Origin of the sequence: Cryobacterium sp. TMB3-10 (assembly GCF_004402305.1) — a bacterium.
Classification (GTDB): Bacteria; Actinomycetota; Actinomycetes; order Actinomycetales; family Microbacteriaceae; genus Cryobacterium; species Cryobacterium zongtaii.
Map to the genome: position 1 here is coordinate 39080 of NZ_SOGH01000018.1, position 20042 is coordinate 59121.

Consider the following 20042-nt stretch of genomic DNA (forward strand, 5'->3'; position numbering starts at 1 on the left):
AACTGTTGTGTGAAATTTAACAGGAGAAACTCAGTCGGCTAACCCGGTTCGACTGAGCTGTGTACCAAGCGGGAACCACGCGTTTGGCATCCACACCGTAAGGAGATCCAGGTGGCGTCCTCGCCCGCTAAAGACATTATTGAGAGCATCGGAGGGGCCGCGAATGTCGTCGCGCTCACTCACTGTGCCACCCGACTGCGCTTCACGCTGAAGGACGCATCGGGAATCGACCTGCCGACTGTTGAAGGTATCCCCGCAGTCCTGGGTGCCGTTCCCCAGTCCGGAGACCGCTTCCAGGTCGTTATCGGCGGCGCGGTCGAGACCGTGTACAACGAGATCCTGGCTCTGCCCGAGATGAAGAAGGTCGGAACGGGCGAAAGCGCCGACGACATCAAGGCCGCCGAGCGCGCCAAGGGCCCCCGCGGCAAGTTCGCCGGGCTCGACACCTTCTTCGAGGTCCTCTCAGACTCCTTCCGCCCGATCCTGGGCGCGCTGCTGGGCGCTTCGCTGTTCATCACCTTCATGGCGCTGATGGCCACCCTCGGCGTCATTCCCGCATGGAACGCGCCGGGCGTCACCCTGGAACCGGGCTGGGCTTTCATCAACCTGATGTGGCAGGGCGTGTTCGTCTTCCTGCCCCTCATGGTCGCCTACAACGCCTCCAAGCGCCTCGGCGCCGACCCGTGGGTCGGCTTCGGCATCATGGCCGTCGTCATGCTGCCGGGCTTCTCCGCCCTGGCCGCCTCCGACGGAGCCCAGACCGTCTTCGACGGCAAGGCCGCCATCGTCTCGATCTTCGGCCTGCCGCTGACCGTCACCGACTACAGCTCGCAGGTCTTCCCGCCGCTGCTGATGGCTGCCGCTCTCGGTCTCCTCACCAAGGGCCTGAAGAAGATCATCCCGGCCAGCGTCCAGCTGATCTTCGTGCCGTTCCTGAGCATGCTCGTCATGATCCCCGTCACGGCCTTCCTCATCGGCCCGATCGGCGTCTTCGGCGGAGCGGCCATCGGCGAGTTCCTCAAGTCCATCAACGACTTCTCACCGCTCATCTTCGCCATTGTCATCCCACTGGCCTACCCGTTCATGGTTCCGCTGGGCCTGCACTGGCCGCTGAACGCCGTCATGCTGCTGAACATCCAGTCCTTGGGCTATGACTTCATCCAGGGCCCGATGGGCGCCTGGAACTTCGCCTGCTTCGGTGCCACCGCCGGCGTACTCTTCCTCGCCATCCGCGCCAAGAACAGCCAGATGAAGCAGACCGCGACGGGTGCTCTTGCCGCCGGTCTCCTCGGTGGTATCTCCGAACCGTCGCTGTACGGCATCCACCTGCGGTTCAAGCGCATCTACCCGCGCATGCTCGTCGGTTGCCTCGTCGGTGGTGTCATCATCGGTCTCGGCGGTGGCGTCACGACCAACGCGTTCGTGTTCACCTCGCTGCTGACCATCCCGGCGTTCAACAACATCCCGTTGTACGCACTGGCCGTTGCCGCGTCGTTCTTCACCGCGATGATCCTCGTGATCCTCTCCGGCTACCTCTCGCCGGAGCAGAAGGCCGAAGCGGCCGCTCAGCTCGCCGCAGACACGGCTGCTGAAGAAGCCAAGCACGCGCCCGTCGCCCCGGTTGCCGCACCGGTCGCCGCTGCAGCTACCGCCGCACCTGCCGCCGGCGGCACGGCGACCATGGTCGCCACCGTCCTGGCCACGATCGGTTCGCCGGTCGCCGGCATCGTCGTCCCGCTCGCCGACGTTCCCGACCCCGTGTTCAGCAAGGGCATCGTCGGACTCGGCGTGGGCGTCGACCCGACCGAGAACACCGTGTACGCACCCGCCGCAGGCAAGGTCCTGGTCGCTCAGCCGACCGGACACGCCTTCGGACTGATGCTGGACGGCGGCATCGAAATGCTCATTCACGTGGGCATCGACACCGTCAACCTCGCCGGTAAGGGCTTCGACGTCAAGGTCAAGGCCGGCGACAGGGTCGAGGCGGGTACCCCGCTGGTGACCTTCGACCGCGCCGTGATCGAGGAAGCCGGCTACTCGCTGGTCACCCCGGTCCTGGTGACCAACCCGAAGAAGTTCGGCTCGATCGACCAGGCCGCTTCCGGCCAGGTGAGCGTCGGAAGCCCGCTTCTCACGGTGACCGCCAAGTAACACCCCGCACGAACAAAGGTGGGCAGAGAGTTCTCTGCCCACCTTTGGTGTACCCGCCGGCGCCGGTCGCCGCCGCCCATGGAATACCGGGGAGGTGCCCACGGTTGTAACCAATTCGTCCGCGACAACCTCAGCAAGGAGACCTACATGAGCACCCTCGACGTGACCGAGACCACATTCGGCGAGACCCTGTCAGCCAACGACATTGTTCTGGTGGACTTCTGGGCCGACTGGTGCGGCCCGTGCAAGCAGTTCGCGCCGACCTATGCGGCGTCCTCCGAGCAGCACCCCGACGTGGTGTTCGCCAAGGTCGACACCGAAGCCGAGCAGCAGCTGTCCGCGGCCGCCGGCATCCAGTCGATCCCCACGCTGATGGCCTTCCGTGAGGGCGTCCTGGTGTTCTCCCAGCCCGGAGCGCTGCCGCCGGCGGCACTCGAGCAGGTCGTGACCGCGGTCAAGGCGTTGGACATGAACGATGTGCACCGTCAGGTGGCGGAGCAGAAGGCCGCCCAGCAGACCGCACAGGCCTGACCCCGCGGGCTGGACTGGTACGCGGCGCGAGCCGCCGGGTCACCGCCCAGGTCTGTCATGACCGCCTCACATCCATGCCGAAGATGATCGCCGCATCGTGCACGGCAATGTTGAGGACCGGCCGGCGCCCGCTCAGGTAGCCCAGCGGGCCGTTTTCGGGAAAATGCCATGCCGCACGCAAACCCGCCATCCGGCCGATGACCCGGTTGTGTGACAGCGTCACCCTACCGTCGAGGTCTTCCAGAACCGGCAGCGTGAGCGGGCGCATCCCCGGCCCGCGACCGCGGCACCGTCGACCGACATGGTCATACTCGTGACACCCCTGCGGTCGCTCTGCCGAAACACGGCCAGGTGTTTGGGGATGCCCCAGAGGTCGCGCCCGAGGCTCGGCACCGCCACCAGCAGCTCGTCCTAATCGAGCACCCCGCCGGGCAGATAACGCACAGCGCCGACCCCCACGACGACCCGTGAACCCAGACGCAGCGCGCGCCGCCCGCTCGGCGGCTCGAACCCGGCAGGCAGGCCGGCCGCCGGTACGAGGAACACCGACACGTTCAGGGAACCGCCGAGATACCAGGGCTCGGGCGGGTACCCGGTGCTGTCGGTCATGGGAGGTCCCTTCGCCTGGTGCAGGTCCCGTTTTCAGTGTGGCATGCAGAATGGATGGCATGGTCACCGTTCCGAGCAGCCTCATCGCCCCCGCTCTGCGTCTCATGCGCGCGAACCGCGTGTTCGCCACGGCCGACGGGGCGCGCCGCCGGGTGCGCGAGCTCGAACTCCGGCCGACCCCATACGGGCCACCGAGCAGAATGCGCCGAGATGTACGGATAGACGTTTCCAATCGGGGCTGGCCGGTCTACACCATCACCCCCTTCGGCAGCACCCCGACCGGAAGTGTGGTGTACGTGCACGGCGGCGGCTGGCTGAATCAGATCGCTGGGCAGCACTGGCATCTGGCCGCCCAGATCGCCGCGGAGGCGAACACCGTCGTCACGGTGCCGATCTACCCACTCGTGCCCTTCGGGACCGCAGCCGTCGTGGCCGCCGGAATCGTCGACCTCGTGCTGGACAACCTGCAGTGGTACGGCGCCACCTGCATCGCCGGGGATTCCGCCGGCGGCCAGATTGCCCTGTCCACCGCGCTCGCACTGCGGGATGAGCACGGCATCACGCTCCCCCAGACCGTCTTGGTCTCACCCGCCCTCGATCTCAGCTGGAGCAACCCGCGCATACCGGCCGTGCAGCCGAGCGACCCCTGGCTCGCCACTCCCGGCGGAGAAGTTCTGGCCCGCCTCTGGAAGGGCGACCGGGACATCCTGGACCCCGTGGTGAGTCCGTTGATGGGCGACCTGGCCGGGCTGGGACCGCTCACCCTGTTCAGTGGCTCCAGGGACGTGCTGAATCCGGATGCGCACCTACTCGTCGGTAAGGCCGCAGCAGCGGGGGTTGACCTGGATTTCCACGAGGCCGTGGGGCAGCTGCATGTGTACCCGTTGCTGCCCACGACGATCGGCGGCGATGCCCGTGCGACGATCGTGCACGCGCTGCGCCGGGGAGTGACCACACCGCTCAGCGTCGGCGAGACGCCACCTGCGCCCCGATAGCCAGGGTGAATGCGCCAAGCGCGGGGAGGAGGCCCAGCGCAGCGACCTCTCCGATCACGACAAAGCCCACCATCGCAGGGGCCCATCCTGTTACATCGCCGTGAACTACACCCGGCCCGGCGGTGAACGGCGGATCAGTTGGGCCAGAGACCCGGCACGACGATCGCGAGCTTGCAACGCGGGCAGCGGTGGCAGGACTCGAGACCCTCGGCCGTGTCGACGCCGTCGGGGCTCATCTCGATGCCGCAGGCCGGGCAGAGCGGGCCGGGCTCGTCGAAATCGAATCCGTCGTCGTCCATAGGTGAGCTAAGCCTCGCATGCCTACCGTCGCCAGTCGACCAGGCCGATCAGGAGTTCCGGGCGATCCGGAAACCGACGTCGTCGATCTGGAGGCCCGGGTAGCTGCCCCGCCGCACGGAAGCACGGCAGCTCCAGTGCTGGTCGAACCAGCCGCCGCCGCGCAGCGCGCGGTAGGTGCCGTACCGCTCGGGGTCGGCGAAGTCCCAGCACCACTCCCAGACACTGCCCAACGTGTCGTACAGACCCCAGGCGTTCGGCTGCTTGCCGCCGACGTCGTGCGGGTGTTCGTCTGAGTTGCCGCGGTACCAGGCGATCTCGTCGAGGTCCCCGTAGCGAGGTCCGGCGGTTCCGGCACGGCAGGAGTGCTCCCATTCCGCCTCGGTCGGCAGCCTGTAGCCCTCCGCTGCGGGGTCCCAAAAGATGGCTTCGTCGGCGCCCAGCCGATACACCGGGGTGAGGCCGGCCCGCTCCGATAGGGCGTTGCAGAAGCGGATCGCGTCCCACCACGACACTCCCTCGACGGGCAGCCGTGCGCCCAGGGTCGCGGCAGGCCGAAGACCGGTGACCTGGGCGTACTCCTCCTGGGTCAGCGGATAGGCTGCGATCTCGATCGCGGCGACATCGGCGCTCCAGCTGCGGCGGGTGCGCGCATCCATCATGGTCACGGTCCCCGAAGGAACGGCGACCAGGCTGGGGGCGGCATCCGTCGGCATACCTGCACGGTACCGGCCCGCGCGCCAGGGCACCGCTGTGTTACGCCGGGGTGGCGACGAGGACCAGGGCGCGCAGGGTGGGCTGATCCGACCACGTTCCGGCGAGCACCTCATGGGCCGAATCCGGAGCCTGGTTCGCCAGGACGTCGTCGTCGCCGAGTACCCGTGCCACGATTATCTGCAGCGTACCGGCAGTCACGACGGTGGCGCCGGGCTCCTGCCGGATGCTGATCTCGGCCACCGCGGGCGGTGTCACGGCGGCACCGCCTGGCGTGCCGCTGCCTGCGACGACGGCGGTGGGCTCACGCACCACCATCTGCCCGTCGGTCTCGATGGTGAGCTCGGCCTGGTGGCCTCCGGTGATCGCGGCGGTAGCGACGGCCGCGAGGTAGGCCGGGTCGCCGGTGGCGTCGTAGACCCACCGCTCCCCCAGCACCGAGTGCTGCATGGTGGTGATGAGTGAGGTCTCAGCGCCGGCGAGCGGGGCGTCCCGGTAGGTGACGGGAATCTGCAGTACCGGGCCGGCGCCGGCCGTGATGAAGATGGTCTCGATGCCGACCTGTCCGTCCGGATCGTCGAACCTGTAGGCGGCGAGGTTCGTCACGCTCCCGCCGGCATCGCCGACGAACCAGGGCTGGGTGGGCGCCCAGCGGCTGAGCATGTCGATCTTCGTCGGGGTGATGTCAGCTTGGTGAAGGAGGGCCATGAACCGATCCTACGGCTGCCGGATGATCACTCGGCGTCAGTCAGGGCGGACTGCACGGCGACCACGCCCGCACCCCACTGATCGTCGAAGAACCGCTGGATCGAGCCGTCGTCGTAGATGACCGAAATCCAGAGGTAGCCGTTTTGGGTCCAGTTGGAGAGGATCGGCATCTCGGACCAGTCCGAGGCCGTGGCCGGGCTGTGTTCGGCGGCGTTCAACTCGTCCTGCAGGCGCAGCAGGGTACTCTCCTCGCTCGGGCCGGGCGTGGCCTCGTCGAGCCGCGGATCGATCTGGGCGAGCGGGTCATAGAGCGACAGCGGGATGGGCGGCCGGGTCACCGTGAACGCGGCGGCGTCCCAGGTTCCGGTGACGGCGTAGCTGCCCCAGGTGACGCCAGATTGCGTCTCGGACTGGTCGACAGTCGCCCAGTCCCAGCCGAGGATGGGTGGTCCGCCGCACTGGGGCGGGAGTGACTGGGCGACCGCGCCCAAGCAGAGTTGCGGGGCCTCGCCGTCCTTCTGCAGAACCGTGGCCTGCGCGAGGACATCACCGGCGGCCGCGGGGCGGGGAAACTGCCCCGGGACCGCGGAGGACCGAGGCCCCGGCGCGTCACTGCCGGCGCATCCGCCGACGGTGAGCAGGGTGACGGTGACGCCGGCGAGCACGAGGAGCCCCGAGATTCTCATAACCGCAGTGTGGCAGGCGGGCACGACAGGCGCCAGCAATCATTTATGGTCGAGGAATGACTTTTAACGACGACGCCAAGTACTCCGGCCAGGGTGTGCGCAAATCGGGCCGCCGCACCGGCCTCGCCGTCGGCGGTGGAGGCCTGGGCCTCGTCGCCATCGTGCTGCTCTCCCAGCTGCTCGGGGTCGACCTGTCCGGCTTGCTGGCCGGCGGCACGGCCGGTGGCGGCGACGAGGGTGACACCACTGCGCTGACGAATTGTGACTTCGGCGCCGACGCCAACGCGGACGTGGAATGCCGGGTGGGTTTCACCCGCGACTCGCTCGAGGACTACTGGGCCGAGCAGGCGCCCGCCATGGGGATCAGTTACTCCTCGCCCGTCATCCAGCTGTTCTCCGGCGGGGTGGACACCGGCTGCGGCGCAGCCACGAGCGCCGTCGGGCCGTTCTACTGCCCGGCCGACCAGCAGATCTACCTCGACACCGCGTTCTACGACACACTGCGCACCGAGTTCGACGCCACGGCGGGTCCGCTGTCCCAGCTCTACGTCGTCGGACACGAGTGGGGCCACCATATCCAGAACCGCGCCGGCACGTTCGCCAGCACTGACACGTCCGAGGCCGGCCCCAGCTCCGACGCCGTCCGCGTCGAGGTGCAGGCCGACTGCTTCGCGGGCGCCTGGCTCGGCTCAGCGGCCGAGACCACGGATGCCGACGGCACCCGCCTGCTCGAACCGATCACCGACGCCCAGATCGCGGATGCGCTCAACGCGGCGTCCGCCATCGGCGACGACCGCATCCAGGAGAAGGCCCAGGGCCAGGTGAACCCGGAGACCTGGACGCACGGCTCCAGCGAGATGCGCCAGAGGTGGTTCCAGACGGGCTACACCAACGGGGCAGAGGCCTGCGACACCTTCGCCGTGGCCGACGCCGAGCTCTAGGCCACTACTGCGGCTCGGTGAGATCGACGACCTTGCCCTTGGCATCGGCCTTGACGACCTCGATGCCCTTGAGCGCGGCTGCCTTGGTCTGGTAGCTCTCCGAGGTCATCAGCACTTCACCACTGTGGGTCTTGAGCTTGAAGACATAGCCACCGGATCGGTCTGCAGTCAATTCATACTTGCCGGACATGACACGCTCTCTTCGTCGAGATGGAACTCCGCCGGCTACGAGGCCGGTGGCGCAACCTTACCGCGCCCAGCCGGGGCGGCATCGCCGCGCAGGCCGAGCGCCGGCAGCAGCACCCCGTCGATGAGCGTGATGAGGAAGTCCCGGTCAACGGGCTTGCGTTCGATGAGGGTGCGGTAGGCGGCCATCGACGGGGTGACCAGGCAGAGGGTGTCAATGTCACACTCGGGTGAGATCTCGCCGCGGTCTATGGCCCGCTGCATGAGGAATCGATTGGCCGCCGCCCGCGGTTTGACGATGGCGTTGTTCGCCGCGTCGGCCATCTCGGGCGTGGCCGAGAGCATCGACATCAGCCCGGCCATGATCTGCATCTTCTTCTCGCCGTCCTCGATGGAGCGTGGCTTGATCATCGCCACGAAGTCTCCGCGCAGGGTTCCGGTGTCGGGCAGGCTGGCCTGATCCAGATCGCCCAGCTTCATGCAGGCGACGGCGTCAATGACGAGCTCGTTTTTCGAGGGCCAGCGCCGGTACAACGTGGCCTTGCCGGCCTTGGCCCGGGTGGCGACCATGTCGATGGTCATGCCGTCGAAGCCGGTCTCGGCGAGCACCTCGAGCGCCGCGGCCAAGATCTCCGGGTCACGGGTGTGGTCACGCTTGCGACCCAGTTTGGTCTCGGCCGCGGTACTCTCGGCCGCCCCGGCGGGTTCGAGCTGCGTCATTGCGTCGACCTCCTTTTCGGTGACGGATCAATCCTGTATGCCTCCACATGTTACCGGGGCGTAAATTCAGGAACTGTTAAGATCCGGAACTCCACAGTATCGTATAGAGTCGCGTTTATGTCTCGAACCAATGTGCCCAGTTCCCGCCGGTGGTGGACCCTCAGCGTGGTCGCCCTCGCCCAACTCATGGTCGTGCTCGACTCCACGGTCGTGAACATTGCCCTCCCCTCCGCCCAGGCCGACCTCGGCTTCTCCAACGGCGACCGCCAGTGGATCGTCACCGCGTACTCGCTCGCCTTCGCCAGCCTGCTGCTGCTGGGTGGCCGGCTCTCCGACTTGATCGGGCGCAAGCGCACCTTCATCATCGGCCTGATCGGCTTCGCGATCGCCTCCGCGCTCGGCGGCGCGGCCGGAACCTTCGGCTGGCTGGTCGCCGCCCGGGCCCTGCAGGGCGCATTCGGCGCACTGCTGGCCCCGACCGCCCTGGCCGTGCTCACCACGACCTTCACCATCCCCAAGGAGCGGGCGCGGGCCTTCGGCGTCTTCGGCGCGATCGCCGGTGCGGGCGGCGCCGTCGGACTGCTGCTCGGCGGCTTCCTCACCGAGTACTTCGACTGGCGCTGGAATCTCTACATCAACGTGGTCATCGCCATTGTCGGGGTCATCGGCGCCGCGATCTTCGTCGACCACCTGCAGCGCACCGGCCCGCGGCCCAAGCTCGACATCCCCGGCACGATCCTGGTCTCGGCCGCACTGTTCGGCCTGGTCTTCGGCTTTTCCAACGCCGAGACGGATGGCTGGGACTCGCCGCTGACCTGGGGCATGCTCGCGGGCGCCGTGGTGCTGCTCGTCGCGTTTGTGCTCTGGCAGCGCAAGGCCGCGCATCCGCTGCTGCCGCTGCAGATCGTGCTCGACCGCAACCGCGGTGCCGCCTACCTCTCGGTGATGATCGCCGGTGCGGGCATGTTCGGCATCTTCCTGTTCGTCACGTATTACCTGCAGACGTCGCTCGGCTTCACACCAATGCAGACCGGTTTCTCGTTCCTGCCGATGATCGCGATGCTCGTGCTCGCTGCGCAGCTGTCGACGAACATCTTCGTGCCGCGATTCGGCCCCAAGGTCATGGTGCCGTTCGGCATGGCACTGGGTGCGACCGGCATGATCCTGCTCACCAATCTCAACCTCGACAGCACCTATGCGGCCAATGTGTTGCCGCCGCTGATGATTCTCGGCTTCGCGATGGGCTCGATCATGCCCGCCTCGATGCAGACCGCCACCCTCGGCGTCGACCGCCAGTTCGCCGGCGTCGCGTCGGCGATGGTGAACACCAGCCAGCAGGTCGGCGGCTCGATCGGCACGGCCCTGCTGAACACCCTGGCGGCCACCGCGGCGGCCGACTATGTGGCCTCGCACCTGCCCGCCACGGCCGAGGTGGCCGCACAGGCCGCGGTGACCAGCTACGCCGTCGCGTACTGGTGGGGCGCAGGTTTCTTCGCCGTCGGCGGCATCATCGCGGCGCTGCTCTTCCGCCGGATGGGCCACGGCCTGTCCCTGTCCAACGCGCACCTGGCCGCCGAGACCGAGCCGGTGGTCGCCCGCTAGGGTCGGTTGCTCTCGAGCAGGGGAACGGACGCCGGCTCGAGCGCGGCATCCGTCTTCTCGGAGCGCACGAAGCCGATACCGATCAGGATCAGCAGCCCGCCGACCAACTGCGGACCGGTGAGCTGTTCGCCCAGCAGGAGCCAGGCGTAGAAGGTGGCGGCCACCACCTCGAGTAGACCTACGAACGAGGCGAGCCTGGAGCCGAGCATTTCGCTCGCGGCGATGCTGGTGGAGTAGGCGATGGCCGTGGCCACCACGCCGATGATGATGAGCGGCAGCCACCACGGCACCGTTCCGCCGAACATCGCCACATCCGCGGTGGAGGTGGTGAAGGGCACCAGGCCGCTCAGCCCCACGGCACCCAGCAGCACGCCGCCGAGCAGCAGACCGAATCCGGCCAGCGCCACGGCCGGCAACCCCTCGCTGGGCTGCGCCGCCACGAGGTAGTAGATGGCGCAGCCCACCATGGCGGTCAGCGCCAGAGTGAGGCCGAGCACGTCCAGCCGCACCGACCCGGTCGGGTTCACCACGAGGATCAGGCCGGCCAGCGCCACGATCGAGCCGACGAGCACGACGCGCTTGGGCATCCGCCGGCTGCGCGCCCAGGCCCAGACGACGAGCAGCAGCGGGGCCATGTATTCGATGAGCACCGCGGTGCCGACCGGGATACGTTCGATCGCAGCGAAATAGGCGAGCTGGGTGCCGGCCACGCCGATGACCGCCATCGCGAGCACCCGCCACCGGGCACGCCAGAGCGTCGCCCAGCGGCCGTGTAGCGCGATGACGGCCACCGGGGCGAGCACGATGCCGCCGATGAGCACCCGCAGGGTCACGGCCGCGGCGGGACTCCAACCACTCTCGAGCAGCGGCTTGGCCAGGGCGCCGGAGAGGCCGAAAGTGGCCGCGGCGATGAGGGCGATGACCAGGCCGAGCGAGGTGGACGGGCGAGTCATGGGGCTCCACACAGACAGACAGACGACGGAATTGAAGGGGTGTTGATCATGAAGATAGTGTGGTCGTGAGTAAGGAGTCAATTTGCACTTTGCCCCTGACACCGAGGCGAGTCTGGCGTTCACGGTCGACCTCGCCAACACCGTCGCCGGCGCCACCAAAAGCGGTCCCGACGAGCTCGTCACGCCCGTCCAATTGACGGCGCTCTTTGTGGCCCACCGGTTCTCCGGCCGCCTCGATGGGACCGAGACCGAACTGGCCGAGGTGCGCGCCACCCGTGAGCTGTTGCGCCACATCTGGCTCCTCGGCCGCGACGAAGCGGCCGTGGAGCTGAACGCCATGTTGCGAAGCGCAAGGGCCCTGCCCCGGTTGATGCGCCACGACGGACTCGACTGGCACCTGCACGCCACCGACCCGGCTGCCCCGCTGGCCGAACGCATCCGGGTGGAGGTGGCCCTGGCCCTGGTCGATGTGATCCGCACCGACGAGACCGGCCGGCTGCGCGCCTGCGCGGCCCAGGACTGCGCCGGCGTTCTGGTGGATCTCTCCCGCAACGGCTCGAAGCGGTTCTGCAGCATCCGCTGCGGCAACCGGATGAATACCATCGCGTTCCGGCAGCGCGCCGCGGGCTAGGTCAGGGGTGCGGCCGGCGCAGGAACAGCTGGCGCAGGGCCCGGATGAGCAGGATGAAGCCGACGAGGCCGATCGAGGCACCGAGGAAAGCGAACAGCCGCACCCCCGCCACGAGGTCAGGACCGGTGTCGGAGACCACCAGCACGATGCCCAGGCTGACGGCGGTGATGCCGATCAGCACTCCAATGGCTTCGGTGACGACCGAGCCGATCCACCACCTGTCATCGGGCTCGGCGAAGGCGCGGATGCGCAGGCTGAAGGTGCCCTTGGCCAGGGAAGAGCTGATGGTCTCCAGCCGACGCGGCAGCCGACGCGCCGTGGCCTGCAACACGGCGGCCTGCGCCTGGAGCGAACCGAGAAGGCTCTTGGGAGTGACGAGCCGCCGCAGAAAATGCGGCACCCTGGCCAGCGCCGTTTCCACCATGTCGAAGTCGGGGTCGAGGATGTCCAGGCAGCGTTCCAGGGTGATCAGGGACCGCAGTGCCTGGCCCAGCGAGGTCGGCACGGCCAGGTGGTGGTCGCGGATGGTGTCGAGCATCGCGGCGAAGATCGAGCCGTTGGCGCTGTGCCGGTTCAACGTCAGCACGCGGCCCAGGTCGCGTTGCAGCGAGAGGATGTCGGCATCCGGCGGCGCCTCCACCACCAGCAGCAGGGCATCCGTCGTGGCGATATCGTCGTCGTTCGTTGCCGCGAGCAGCAGCGTCACCAGGCCCTCCCGCATGCTGCGCTCCAGCACGCCCACGTTGCCGAAGTCGATCATGCCCAGCATGCCGTCGGCCCGCAGCATCAGATTGCCGGGGTGCAGGTCGGCGTGGAAGATGCCCGTCACGATCACCTGCTCGAGAACCGCATCCAGCAGGGCCGCGGCGAGCGCCCCACGATCCTCGGGGTCCATCCGGCTCAGCCGCTCGCCCGCGGCGTTCAGCGGGAGACCGTCGATGAGGTCCATGGTCAGCAACCGGCGGGAGCTGGCCTCGGCGTACACGCGGGGCACCACGAGAACCTCGTTCTCCGCCGACGACGCCACCACGCTGCCGATCTGTTGGGTGCTGCTGAACTCGATGCGGTAGTCCAGCTCGTCTCGCAGCGACCGGCCGAAGCCCTCGGCCAGGGTCACCACGCCGAAGTCGCGCCCCCAGCTGGTCTGGTTCTCAATGCGCTGCGCGAGCCTGACGATGATGTCGATGTCCGCGGCGACCTGAGCCGCCGCGGCCGGTCGTTGCACCTTGAGCACCACTCGGGTGCCGTCCAGCAGGGTTCCGGCGTGTACCTGAGCGACGGATGCCGCCGCGAGCGGCAGTGCGTCGACCTGACTGAACACGGTCTCCAGCGGGCCGCCGATCTCGGCCTCGATCACCTGACGGATAGCCGGCCACGGCAGCGTCGCCGCGCCGGACTGCAGCGAGGCGAGCGCCCGGGTGTAGCTGGCCGGCAACAGGTCGCGCCGGGTGGAGAGCAACTGGCCGAGTTTCACGAAGGTGACACCGGCCTCGTTGATGGCCGAGACGAGGGCATCCGGGGTGCGCCCGCCCTTCTTACCTTCGCGGGGAGCGCCGCCCGGCCTCTCGTTGAGGATCCAGCCGATGCCGTGTTTGGAGAGCAGCGTGAGGATCTGCAGGTAACGCTTGGTGCGCCGGCGCCGGTGCAGGGCCGCCCGGAATGCGTCGATCGGGTTGGCGGCCGTGGTGGGCCAGAGCGCCTCGGTGGCCACCAGCATGGCCATGCCGAGCGCGAAGACCCAGCCGAACGCGAGGGCCACGAAGAGCAGCACGACCACGATCGGCACCGTGGGCGTGCCGTCGGCGGCGATCACCTGGGCCTGAATCGAGACGAAGTAGGCGAACGGCCAGCACCCGACGAAGACCAGCAGGCCCACCAGGAAGGTGCGCAGCCAGCCCACCGTGGTGCCGAGCAGGGAGCGGGTGGCGAATCCGATGGCGACGGAAAAAACGAGGGCGACCAGGATGATGACGACCCACGTCCAAAACGATTCCAACAACCCGTGCCCCGCAATCTCTCGCCGTTGGGGCTCAGGCTACCGCGCTGTTGAAGTCAGTGCAGCAGGAGTGCATACCGCACCATGTCCCGGGGTGTTCCGCCCACAGACCGCCAGGCCGGCATCAGCTCGGCGCGCTCGAAACCGGCACGCTCGGCGGTGCGGGCGGAGCCCATGTTCCAGGGCTCCACGTAGAGTTCGAGCCGCGCCAGCGCCGGCAGGGTGCCGGCCCAGTCGACCAGCGCTCCGAGCGCCGCGGCCGCATGGCCCTGACGGCGGGCGGTGGGGCGGATCCAGTAGCCCACGCTGGCGGAGCCGGGGTCGACGCGCGGCCAGAGTCCGATCTGGCCGACGGCCCGGTCGGCCGGATCGGCGATGGCGAACGAGTAGCCCTCCCCAGTGCCGGACCGTTCGTGCTGCCGGTCGATGAAGGCCAGCGCGGCAGCGTGATCATTGGTGGCAGGCACGCTGGTGATCAGCGGAATCAGCTCGTCCCCCGATGCCTCTTGGATCAGCGGCGCATCCGTGGCCCTGAAGGCACGGAGGGTGACGCCGTCGCCGGGCACGACGGGCAGCCGCAGCGTCACGCGGCGCTCCGGGCCAGCAGGGTGAACGCCGCGGTGGCACGCGGGTTATCGGCCGGGCACTCGCTGCGGAAGCGGCGGGTGGCCACCCCGGCCTCGTAGGATGCGAACTCGATGTCGAAACCCGACCCCAGCTGCACGGCCAACCGCATCGCCAGGCGGATGCCGGTGGCGGTGAACTCGGCGGCCAGCTCCGGGGTGCGCCAACGGAAGTCCTCGGTCAGCGCGTCGTAGTAGTCGATCTCCCAGCGGATCAGATCGGTGACCAGGGCGGCATCGAGCTGCGTGGCAGCGTACGCGACGGGGAGCGGGCACCAGAGCACCGTGCCGGCGTAGTCGGGCAGGAGGCGCACGAGCACCGCCGACGATGACGTGGACTCACTGACGCAGTCGTCGATCGACCGGTCAGCCCTATTCTCACGTTGCATGATCGCGCTCCCCCCCAGCGTGCTGCCGTCTCTCACATTCCCCGGTACCTACGATTTCAGGTGTCGATGATCTGCGCAATTCGCGGCGGGTGCGCTGCTAGATTGCAGCGGGGGTTGATGATGACGATCAAAACAGGCCGGGTCGCGGCTGCGCTGCTGACCGTGGCGATGTTGAGCGGATGCACGGCAGTCGGTGTGCGCGAGCCGACCGCCACTCCCACGCCCGGCGCCGCTGCCGATCGGCGCGGCCTGGCCCCCGGCATCGTCGTCGCGACGGGCACCTTCACAGGGTTCGTCGACGGTAGCGGCACCACCGCGCCCCGCCCCGAGGTGCAGGGCACGATCGAGGTGTCCACGCACAACGGTCGGTTGATGGTGAGCCTGCTCGACCTCGACGTCGGCCCGGTGGCGAACACCACCATCCTCGAGCTGAATGCCCTCGACGGCAACGCGACCAGCGGTGAATTCAGGGTCGCGACGAGCTACCTGGGCGACAGCGAGGTCACCACGGCCACGACGCAGACCTTCGACCTCGGCTACGACACCGAGATGGTGACCACGGACCCCAGCTGGATGCGCACGGCCGTGATCTGGGAACGGGTCGACGGCATCGGCACTCTCGGTCGTGCGCTGGCCACTGCCCCGCTCACCTGGACTCTGCCCGACCAAGACCCCGACCTGACCGTGACGGACGCCGGCGCTGGGGACCTGGCCAGGGGCGAGGTGCACTACGACAGCGCCGGCAACCCGTCGGCCTACGTCGTGGCACCCCTCGACGCGCTGGAGACCATCGCCATCCGGTTCGGCATCACCGAGCACGACATTCTCTGGCTGAACCCGATGCGAGGCTATGGAATGGCGCGGGCCGGGGAGACCCTCAATCTGAGCCTGTACGAACGCGGCCGTTGAGCGCCGGCTAGCTAGCGTCCGCTGGTGCTGACCACCGGGGCTCCGCCGCAGGAGGAGGTCTGCGCCTCGGCGACTCGAGGGTCGTCCTCTGGCAGGGCGCCCGACACGGCGGTGTATCCATTGATGGCGGTGAGCCCGTCTGTCGACACCGTGATGCCCGTGGCCATCAGGGAATAGCTGTCGTCGCGGTTTTGGGTGACCTGGAGACCGTTCAACTCGACACCGCCTTCGACGTCGAGGCATCCCACCCCGGTGCCGTTGTCGTGGGTGTTCTGCATGTCGAAGGTGTACGGCCGGGCGTCCACACCGATGGGGGTCACGAACTCGCAGTCCACCAGCGCGTGCAGGGTGGCGCTGCGGCTGTCGTCGAGCACCGTCACGACCACACCATTGTGCAGTGTCGCCGTCCAGCCGTTGTGCCCGCCGGGGCCGGCCAGGTCGTCGGCGAGGGTGACGGTGGCGCCGGAGGCCGTGCTGATGCCGAAGGTGAACGGCGAGGTCGTCTCGTCGTACCACTCGGTGTCGTTCTCGCCGTCGCCGTCGACGTCGGCGATCTCAGCGCTGACCGCCTCGGCCGGCATCGACTCGGCCGTGGCAGGACAGCCCGTGGGCATGGCGACGGCGGGGTCGACCGACGAATCTGGTGTCGCATCCGCGGAGTCGCCGGGCTCGGCCGGCGTCACGGCGCTGGTCTGGGCCGCGCCGGATGCCGCGCACCCGGAGAGAGCAAGGGCCAGGAACCCGGCGACGACGAAATACCGACCGGCGGTCCTTGTTTTCGAGTGAACGGTTGACATCAGGATGATGCTACCGACGTTGTCTGGGGGGCCTCCGTGTTTCGGGCCCGCTTTCGGAGGCGATTGCCAGCGTGGACTGCGGGCGGTGCCTGGAGAGCCCGACAACACCGTAGGCCGCGATCGCGCCGGCGATGACAAAGGCGATCAGGGCGTAGGGCGGGGCCTCGGACGCCTCACCGAGCACGACGATGCCGATGCCGACCGCCACCAAGGGATCCACCACCGTGAGACCGGCGATCACCAGGTTGGGCGGACCCGTGGAGTACGCGACCTGCACGAACACACCGCCCACGACCGCCGCCGTGAGAATGCCGCCGACACACAGCAGGGTGAGCAGCGACAGGTCGCCGGCCACCAGCTGGGTGATCGTGAGTTTGGCCAGGGTTGCGACGAAGGCGTAGAGCACCCCGGCACCGAGCACGTAGGCCACGGCGGTGAGGCGGGCGCGGAGCAGCGTGAAGATCAGGCCGCAGACGATCAGGACGACGCCGAGAAGGATCAGGATGATCGCCACCTGGGGCGGCTGGATGGGCCGATCGGTGGCGTACACGGCAGCGATGGAGACGAAGATCACGATGCCGCCCACGGACAGGGCCACCGAACGCAACACGGTTCCGTCAAGCCTGGTGTGCGCGAGCCGGGAGTCCACCACGGTGGACAGCACCAGGGCGGCCACCCCGAGCGGCTGCACAACGAGCAGCGGAGCCAGGCCGAGGCTGGTCAGCTGCAGCAAAATGGCGAAGCCCAGCAGCAGCGTGCCGAGCAGCCAGGACGGTCGTCGCAACAGGGCCAGCAGCTGGCCGATACTCATCTTCTGCTGGTCGCCGGGGCGCATCCTGGAAGTCTTGCCCACGCCTCGGTGCTGCAGCTGAGCGCCGAGGGCCAGGAACACCGTGCCGGCGAGCGCGACGGCGATGCCGAGGTTCTTGCGGGCGACCGGGTCGAGAAACGACACCATCGCATCGGTGGCTTCGGTGGGCATTACGGGCACGAGCACATCCAGACCTTATTTCAGTGCGGCTGCCGCCGTCGATTCGGGCGGGTCTCCGCCTGGTCGGCGGTAGGTGTTAGCGTGCCCTCATGAAGCAGAGAGAGCTCTTCCTCCAGGCGGATGCCGCGTTGCGCTCCGTCATCGACCGGATCACCCCTGACGAGCTGATGCGGCCCGCACCGGCCGACTGGGCGGTGACGTCAAACCCCACCGTACGCGACGTTGTGGCCGCGCACGCCCGCGACGAGGCCTGGGTGCCCGATGTGCTGCTCGGCAGAACAATCGAGGATGCCGGCGGCACCTACGACGGCGACCTGCTCGGCGACGACGCGCTCGCCGCCTACGACCGGCTCAACGACACGGCCACCGCGGCCGTGCAGGAAGACCTCAACCCGGAGAAGGTCGTGCACCTGAGCTATGGCGACTTCACTCTTCGGGAGTATCTCGAGCACATCAGCATCTACCGGGCGTTCCAGGCCTGGTCCATCGCCCGCCACCTCGGCTGGGACTTCGCGTTGCCGGCCGCGTTGGTGGAGGCCCTCGAGGAGGTCATCGGCCCGCAGATCGACGGTTTCCGAGAAATGGGGGTGTTCCCGCCCGCGGTGCCGGTGCCCGAAGATGCGGACCGGGAGACCCGGCTGCTGGGGGCGGTGGGCTACTGGGTGCCGAAGGACTGACCGGCCTCGGCGGCCGACCGGGACCGGCGCGCCCGGTCGGCCAGGGTGATTGCTACGACGAGCACACAGACTGTCGCGACCAGGACCACCACCACGGTGACTCCCGTGACCGAGGCGAGCAGCGGCACCAGCAGCACCAGCGCCGCCGCGGGCAGGATCACCAGGGGCTGGATCTGCGACCTGGACACCAGCACCGCGTGCACGGCCCACAGCAGCACCAGGAAGACGCCCGCCGGCAGGGCCACCGCATAGCCCAGCGCCACCGGTGACACCTCCAGGTGATGACCGGCCTCGGCCACCGCCACCTCGAGTCCGGCACCGAGGGCCGCGAGCGCGGCGAACACGCCGTAGTGGCCGTACCCCCACAGGAAGGAGCGGCTGCGTTTGACGGAGAGCCCCTCCCCCGCGGGCTCGAGGAAGTAGAGCCACCAGATCGCGAACAGTGTCACCAGTGCCGCAGCGGACACGAGAACCAGGTCGCCGCTCACGCCGCCCTCGCTCAGGGCGTCCTGGACGCCGTAGGTGGCCGCCAGCACGCTCTCGCCGAGCAGGATGATGGTGAACAAGCCGTATCGCTCACTGATGTGGTGCGGGTGCCAGAAGGTCATGCCGGTGCGTTCCGCCCAGAGCGGCACGGCCAGGTCGAGCGCCGCGAAGACGAGGAATGAGAGCACGCCGACCTCTTCAGGCAGGGCCAACCGGGCCAGCCAGCCCAGTTGCACGAGGCTGACCCCCGCCGCATATCGCCAGGCCGTCACCCGGCTCGCCGGATGCTCGAAGCCGGCGCGCAGCCACTGGGCCACCAGGCCGATGCGCATGATGAGGTAGCCCAGCGTGATTGCGCGAAAGTCCTGCTCGGTGAACGCTGCGGGCACCCCGGCGGCGAGTACGAGCACCCCACCCATCTGCAGCATGGTGAGCAGCCGGTATGGCACATCGTCGGTGTCGTAGGCCGACGCGAACCAGGTGAAGTTCATCCAGGCCCACCAAATGGCGAAGAACACCATCAGGAACGGGCCGACCTCTTCGAAGCCGTGGCCGCCCTCGATGCCGTGCGCGAGCTGCACCACAAGCTGAGCCACCGCAACGACGAAGGTGAGGTCGAAGAGCAGCTCGAGCGGGCTCGCCGCCCGGTGTGCCTCGCCGGTGTCGCGGGCGCTCATGCGCCGGTGGAGTCTGAAGCCGCCCGCATCCGTCATGCGCACAGCATATTGACTGGGCGTTACGAACGCACCAGCCGGGCGATGGCGTCGCCGGCTTCCTTGAGCTTGGCCTGGGCCTCATCGCCGCCGACGGCCACGGCGTCGACGACGCAGTGGCTGAGGTGGTCGTTGAGCAGGCCCAGAGCCACCGACTGCAGGGCGCTGGTCATGGCCGAGACCTGGGTGAGGATGTCGATGCAGTACTTGTCGTCGGTGACCATGCCCTGCAACCCGCGGGCCTGGCCCTCGATACGGCGCAGGCGCTTGAGGTAGTCGTCCTTGTTGGAGATGTAGCCGTGCGGGCCGTCGTGGGTGTGGTCTGCGGGGTGGTCTGCGGTCGTCATTGTGCGCTCCTGGCTGTCGGCTGACCTTATACCCCCTCACGGTATCACGATGGTGCGCTAGAGTACCCATAGGGGGTATCCCCATTCCGCAACATCCGTACGCAACATCCGTATCGTAAGAGAAGGTTCGCATCATGGCTCAGACAGAAACCGTCACCGACTACCTCGTCACCGGCATGACCTGCGGCCACTGCGTCGCCAGTGTCATCGAAGAGGTGTCCCTGGTGCCGGGGGTCAGCGCGGTGACCGTTGACCTCGCTGTCGGCGCCGCCAGCACCGTGCACGTCACGAGCGCAACCGCCCCCGCTCGGTCCGACATCCGCGCCGCCATCGACGAGGCCGGCTACGAACTGCAGACCACCACGGGCGCCGCCGCGTGAACGAGCCCGT

25 protein-coding genes are annotated in these 20042 nt (G+C 68.3%); 9 read left to right on the top strand and 16 right to left on the bottom strand.

The genetic code is table 11. The annotated features are described in order from the left end of the window. Positions 1 to 111 precede the first annotated feature (111 nt). Positions 112 to 2151 carry a glucose PTS transporter subunit IIA gene (locus tag E3T22_RS07050; RefSeq protein WP_088455402.1) on the top strand — a complete coding sequence of 680 codons (2040 nt, stop codon included), beginning with the start codon at positions 112 to 114 and terminating at the stop codon, positions 2149 to 2151. 147 nt (positions 2152 to 2298) lie between these two features. Then, positions 2299 to 2682 (top strand): thioredoxin, encoded by a 384-nt coding sequence (trxA, locus tag E3T22_RS07055; RefSeq protein WP_088455401.1) that lies wholly within the window; start codon positions 2299 to 2301, stop codon positions 2680 to 2682. A 55-nt stretch (positions 2683 to 2737) separates the two neighbouring features. Here trxA and E3T22_RS07060 read toward each other — a convergent pair whose 3' ends face one another. Beyond that, positions 2738 to 2950 (bottom strand): hypothetical protein, encoded by a 213-nt coding sequence (locus E3T22_RS07060; RefSeq protein WP_134480475.1) that lies wholly within the window; start codon positions 2948 to 2950, stop codon positions 2738 to 2740. Positions 2951 to 3093: 143 nt separating this feature from the next. Continuing rightward, positions 3094 to 3291: a hypothetical protein gene (locus tag E3T22_RS07065; RefSeq protein WP_134408285.1), complete on the bottom strand. Its 198-nt coding sequence runs from the start codon at positions 3289 to 3291 to the stop codon at positions 3094 to 3096. Positions 3292 to 3350: 59 nt separating this feature from the next. Here E3T22_RS07065 and E3T22_RS07070 point away from each other — a divergent pair, with 59 nt between their 5' ends. Next, positions 3351 to 4286 (top strand): alpha/beta hydrolase fold domain-containing protein, encoded by a 936-nt coding sequence (locus tag E3T22_RS07070; protein ID WP_088455398.1) that lies wholly within the window; start codon positions 3351 to 3353, stop codon positions 4284 to 4286. A 134-nt stretch (positions 4287 to 4420) separates the two neighbouring features. Here the strand turns inward: E3T22_RS07070 and E3T22_RS19020 are convergent, their stop codons facing one another. From E3T22_RS19020 to E3T22_RS07085, 4 genes are read right to left on the bottom strand one after another with little or no spacing between them, the layout of a single operon-like run. Continuing rightward, positions 4421 to 4585, bottom strand: a complete 165-nt coding sequence (locus tag E3T22_RS19020) for a hypothetical protein (RefSeq protein WP_165787966.1) — start codon at positions 4583 to 4585, stop codon at positions 4421 to 4423. A 48-nt stretch (positions 4586 to 4633) separates the two neighbouring features. Further along, entirely contained in the window at positions 4634 to 5299 is a 666-nt protein-coding gene (locus E3T22_RS07075; protein ID WP_134480474.1) for an SUMF1/EgtB/PvdO family nonheme iron enzyme, read from the bottom strand. A gap of 40 nt (positions 5300 to 5339) precedes the next feature. Continuing rightward, the gene (locus E3T22_RS07080) at positions 5340 to 6005 is read right to left on the bottom strand and encodes a hypothetical protein (RefSeq protein ID WP_134480473.1); all 666 of its coding nucleotides are present in this window, start codon (positions 6003 to 6005) and stop codon (positions 5340 to 5342) included. 26 nt (positions 6006 to 6031) lie between these two features. Further along, positions 6032 to 6691 (bottom strand): hypothetical protein, encoded by a 660-nt coding sequence (locus E3T22_RS07085; RefSeq protein WP_134480472.1) that lies wholly within the window; start codon positions 6689 to 6691, stop codon positions 6032 to 6034. 56 nt (positions 6692 to 6747) lie between these two features. Between E3T22_RS07085 and E3T22_RS07090 the strand changes: the two genes are divergently transcribed. After that, complete coding sequence (locus tag E3T22_RS07090; RefSeq protein WP_088455394.1) at positions 6748 to 7632, top strand: neutral zinc metallopeptidase; 885 nt, start codon at positions 6748 to 6750, stop codon at positions 7630 to 7632. Between the two features lie 4 nt (positions 7633 to 7636). On the opposite strand, the gene E3T22_RS07095 is transcribed toward E3T22_RS07090, so the two are convergent. Both E3T22_RS07095 and E3T22_RS07100 read right to left on the bottom strand, forming a co-directional pair. Then, a complete protein-coding gene (locus E3T22_RS07095) occupies positions 7637 to 7822 on the bottom strand; it encodes a DUF1508 domain-containing protein (RefSeq protein ID WP_088455393.1) in 186 nt (61 codons plus the stop codon). Positions 7823 to 7857: 35 nt separating this feature from the next. Continuing rightward, positions 7858 to 8538 carry a TetR/AcrR family transcriptional regulator gene (locus E3T22_RS07100; protein WP_134480471.1) on the bottom strand — a complete coding sequence of 227 codons (681 nt, stop codon included), beginning with the start codon at positions 8536 to 8538 and terminating at the stop codon, positions 7858 to 7860. Between the two features lie 117 nt (positions 8539 to 8655). On the opposite strand from E3T22_RS07100, the gene E3T22_RS07105 reads away from it, so the two are divergent. Then, positions 8656 to 10140 carry an MFS transporter gene (locus E3T22_RS07105; RefSeq protein WP_134480470.1) on the top strand — a complete coding sequence of 495 codons (1485 nt, stop codon included), beginning with the start codon at positions 8656 to 8658 and terminating at the stop codon, positions 10138 to 10140. Here the strand turns inward: E3T22_RS07105 and E3T22_RS07110 are convergent. Further along, on the bottom strand, positions 10137 to 11093 hold the full coding sequence (locus E3T22_RS07110) for a DMT family transporter (RefSeq protein ID WP_088455390.1): 957 nt from the start codon (positions 11091 to 11093) through the stop codon (positions 10137 to 10139). The genes E3T22_RS07105 and E3T22_RS07110 overlap by 4 nt on opposite strands. An 82-nt stretch (positions 11094 to 11175) precedes the next feature. Here E3T22_RS07110 and E3T22_RS07115 point away from each other — a divergent pair, with 82 nt between their 5' ends. After that, a complete protein-coding gene (locus E3T22_RS07115; protein ID WP_134480469.1) occupies positions 11176 to 11724 on the top strand; it encodes a CGNR zinc finger domain-containing protein in 549 nt (182 codons plus the stop codon). A gap of 1 nt (position 11725) precedes the next feature. Here E3T22_RS07115 and E3T22_RS07120 read toward each other — a convergent pair whose 3' ends face one another. From E3T22_RS07120 to E3T22_RS07130, 3 genes are read right to left on the bottom strand one after another with little or no spacing between them, the layout of a single operon-like run. Beyond that, the gene (locus E3T22_RS07120) at positions 11726 to 13723 is read right to left on the bottom strand and encodes an AarF/ABC1/UbiB kinase family protein (RefSeq protein ID WP_133159808.1); all 1998 of its coding nucleotides are present in this window, start codon (positions 13721 to 13723) and stop codon (positions 11726 to 11728) included. A gap of 53 nt (positions 13724 to 13776) precedes the next feature. Next, the gene (locus E3T22_RS07125; RefSeq protein ID WP_134480468.1) at positions 13777 to 14307 is read right to left on the bottom strand and encodes a GNAT family N-acetyltransferase; all 531 of its coding nucleotides are present in this window, start codon (positions 14305 to 14307) and stop codon (positions 13777 to 13779) included. Next, the gene (locus tag E3T22_RS07130) at positions 14304 to 14732 is read right to left on the bottom strand and encodes a hypothetical protein (RefSeq protein ID WP_134480467.1); all 429 of its coding nucleotides are present in this window, start codon (positions 14730 to 14732) and stop codon (positions 14304 to 14306) included. The genes E3T22_RS07125 and E3T22_RS07130 overlap by 4 nt, the downstream gene beginning before the upstream one ends. A gap of 120 nt (positions 14733 to 14852) precedes the next feature. On the opposite strand from E3T22_RS07130, the gene E3T22_RS07135 reads away from it, so the two are divergent. Next, positions 14853 to 15641, top strand: a complete 789-nt coding sequence (locus tag E3T22_RS07135; protein ID WP_134408296.1) for a LysM domain-containing protein — start codon at positions 14853 to 14855, stop codon at positions 15639 to 15641. Between the two features lie 11 nt (positions 15642 to 15652). Here E3T22_RS07135 and E3T22_RS07140 read toward each other — a convergent pair whose 3' ends face one another. After that, positions 15653 to 16438, bottom strand: coding sequence for a hypothetical protein (locus tag E3T22_RS07140; protein WP_088455385.1), 786 nt, complete (start codon positions 16436 to 16438; stop codon positions 15653 to 15655). Positions 16439 to 16448: 10 nt separating this feature from the next. Next, complete coding sequence (locus E3T22_RS07145; protein WP_240632387.1) at positions 16449 to 17435, bottom strand: DMT family transporter; 987 nt, start codon at positions 17433 to 17435, stop codon at positions 16449 to 16451. An 83-nt stretch (positions 17436 to 17518) separates the two neighbouring features. On the opposite strand from E3T22_RS07145, the gene E3T22_RS07150 reads away from it, so the two are divergent. Next, a complete protein-coding gene (locus E3T22_RS07150) occupies positions 17519 to 18106 on the top strand; it encodes a hypothetical protein (RefSeq protein ID WP_134408103.1) in 588 nt (195 codons plus the stop codon). Here the strand turns inward: E3T22_RS07150 and E3T22_RS07155 are convergent. Then, positions 18085 to 19305: a low temperature requirement protein A gene (locus tag E3T22_RS07155; protein ID WP_103479660.1), complete on the bottom strand. Its 1221-nt coding sequence runs from the start codon at positions 19303 to 19305 to the stop codon at positions 18085 to 18087. The two genes, E3T22_RS07150 and E3T22_RS07155, sit on opposite strands and share 22 nt — an antisense overlap. A gap of 23 nt (positions 19306 to 19328) precedes the next feature. Then, positions 19329 to 19652 carry a metal-sensitive transcriptional regulator gene (locus E3T22_RS07160; RefSeq protein WP_088455381.1) on the bottom strand — a complete coding sequence of 108 codons (324 nt, stop codon included), beginning with the start codon at positions 19650 to 19652 and terminating at the stop codon, positions 19329 to 19331. A gap of 134 nt (positions 19653 to 19786) precedes the next feature. Here E3T22_RS07160 and E3T22_RS07165 point away from each other — a divergent pair, with 134 nt between their 5' ends. After that, on the top strand, positions 19787 to 20032 hold the full coding sequence (locus E3T22_RS07165) for a heavy-metal-associated domain-containing protein (RefSeq protein ID WP_088455380.1): 246 nt from the start codon (positions 19787 to 19789) through the stop codon (positions 20030 to 20032). The last annotated feature ends 10 nt before the right edge of the window (positions 20033 to 20042 follow it).

Bases quoted from the DNA above. Each gene is read 5' to 3' on its own strand.
- trxA (WP_088455401.1), top strand. From the start codon at position 2,299: ATGAGCACCCTCGACGTGACCGAGACCACATTCGGCGAGACCCTGTCA.
- E3T22_RS07060 (WP_134480475.1), bottom strand. From the start codon at position 2,950: ATGCGCCCGCTCACGCTGCCGGTTCTGGAAGACCTCGACGGTAGGGTG.
- E3T22_RS07065 (WP_134408285.1), bottom strand. From the start codon at position 3,291: ATGACCGACAGCACCGGGTACCCGCCCGAGCCCTGGTATCTCGGCGGT.
- E3T22_RS07070 (WP_088455398.1), top strand. From the start codon at position 3,351: ATGGTCACCGTTCCGAGCAGCCTCATCGCCCCCGCTCTGCGTCTCATG.
- E3T22_RS19020 (WP_165787966.1), bottom strand. From the start codon at position 4,585: ATGGACGACGACGGATTCGATTTCGACGAGCCCGGCCCGCTCTGCCCG.
- E3T22_RS07075 (WP_134480474.1), bottom strand. From the start codon at position 5,299: ATGCCGACGGATGCCGCCCCCAGCCTGGTCGCCGTTCCTTCGGGGACC.
- E3T22_RS07080 (WP_134480473.1), bottom strand. From the start codon at position 6,005: ATGGCCCTCCTTCACCAAGCTGACATCACCCCGACGAAGATCGACATG.
- E3T22_RS07085 (WP_134480472.1), bottom strand. From the start codon at position 6,691: ATGAGAATCTCGGGGCTCCTCGTGCTCGCCGGCGTCACCGTCACCCTG.
- E3T22_RS07090 (WP_088455394.1), top strand. From the start codon at position 6,748: ATGACTTTTAACGACGACGCCAAGTACTCCGGCCAGGGTGTGCGCAAA.
- E3T22_RS07095 (WP_088455393.1), bottom strand. From the start codon at position 7,822: ATGTCCGGCAAGTATGAATTGACTGCAGACCGATCCGGTGGCTATGTC.
- E3T22_RS07100 (WP_134480471.1), bottom strand. From the start codon at position 8,538: ATGACGCAGCTCGAACCCGCCGGGGCGGCCGAGAGTACCGCGGCCGAG.
- E3T22_RS07105 (WP_134480470.1), top strand. From the start codon at position 8,656: ATGTCTCGAACCAATGTGCCCAGTTCCCGCCGGTGGTGGACCCTCAGC.
- E3T22_RS07110 (WP_088455390.1), bottom strand. From the start codon at position 11,093: ATGACTCGCCCGTCCACCTCGCTCGGCCTGGTCATCGCCCTCATCGCC.
- E3T22_RS07130 (WP_134480467.1), bottom strand. From the start codon at position 14,732: ATGCAACGTGAGAATAGGGCTGACCGGTCGATCGACGACTGCGTCAGT.
- E3T22_RS07135 (WP_134408296.1), top strand. From the start codon at position 14,853: ATGACGATCAAAACAGGCCGGGTCGCGGCTGCGCTGCTGACCGTGGCG.
- E3T22_RS07140 (WP_088455385.1), bottom strand. From the start codon at position 16,438: ATGTCAACCGTTCACTCGAAAACAAGGACCGCCGGTCGGTATTTCGTC.
- E3T22_RS07150 (WP_134408103.1), top strand. From the start codon at position 17,519: ATGAAGCAGAGAGAGCTCTTCCTCCAGGCGGATGCCGCGTTGCGCTCC.
- E3T22_RS07155 (WP_103479660.1), bottom strand. From the start codon at position 19,305: ATGACGGATGCGGGCGGCTTCAGACTCCACCGGCGCATGAGCGCCCGC.
- E3T22_RS07160 (WP_088455381.1), bottom strand. From the start codon at position 19,652: ATGACGACCGCAGACCACCCCGCAGACCACACCCACGACGGCCCGCAC.
- E3T22_RS07165 (WP_088455380.1), top strand. From the start codon at position 19,787: ATGGCTCAGACAGAAACCGTCACCGACTACCTCGTCACCGGCATGACC.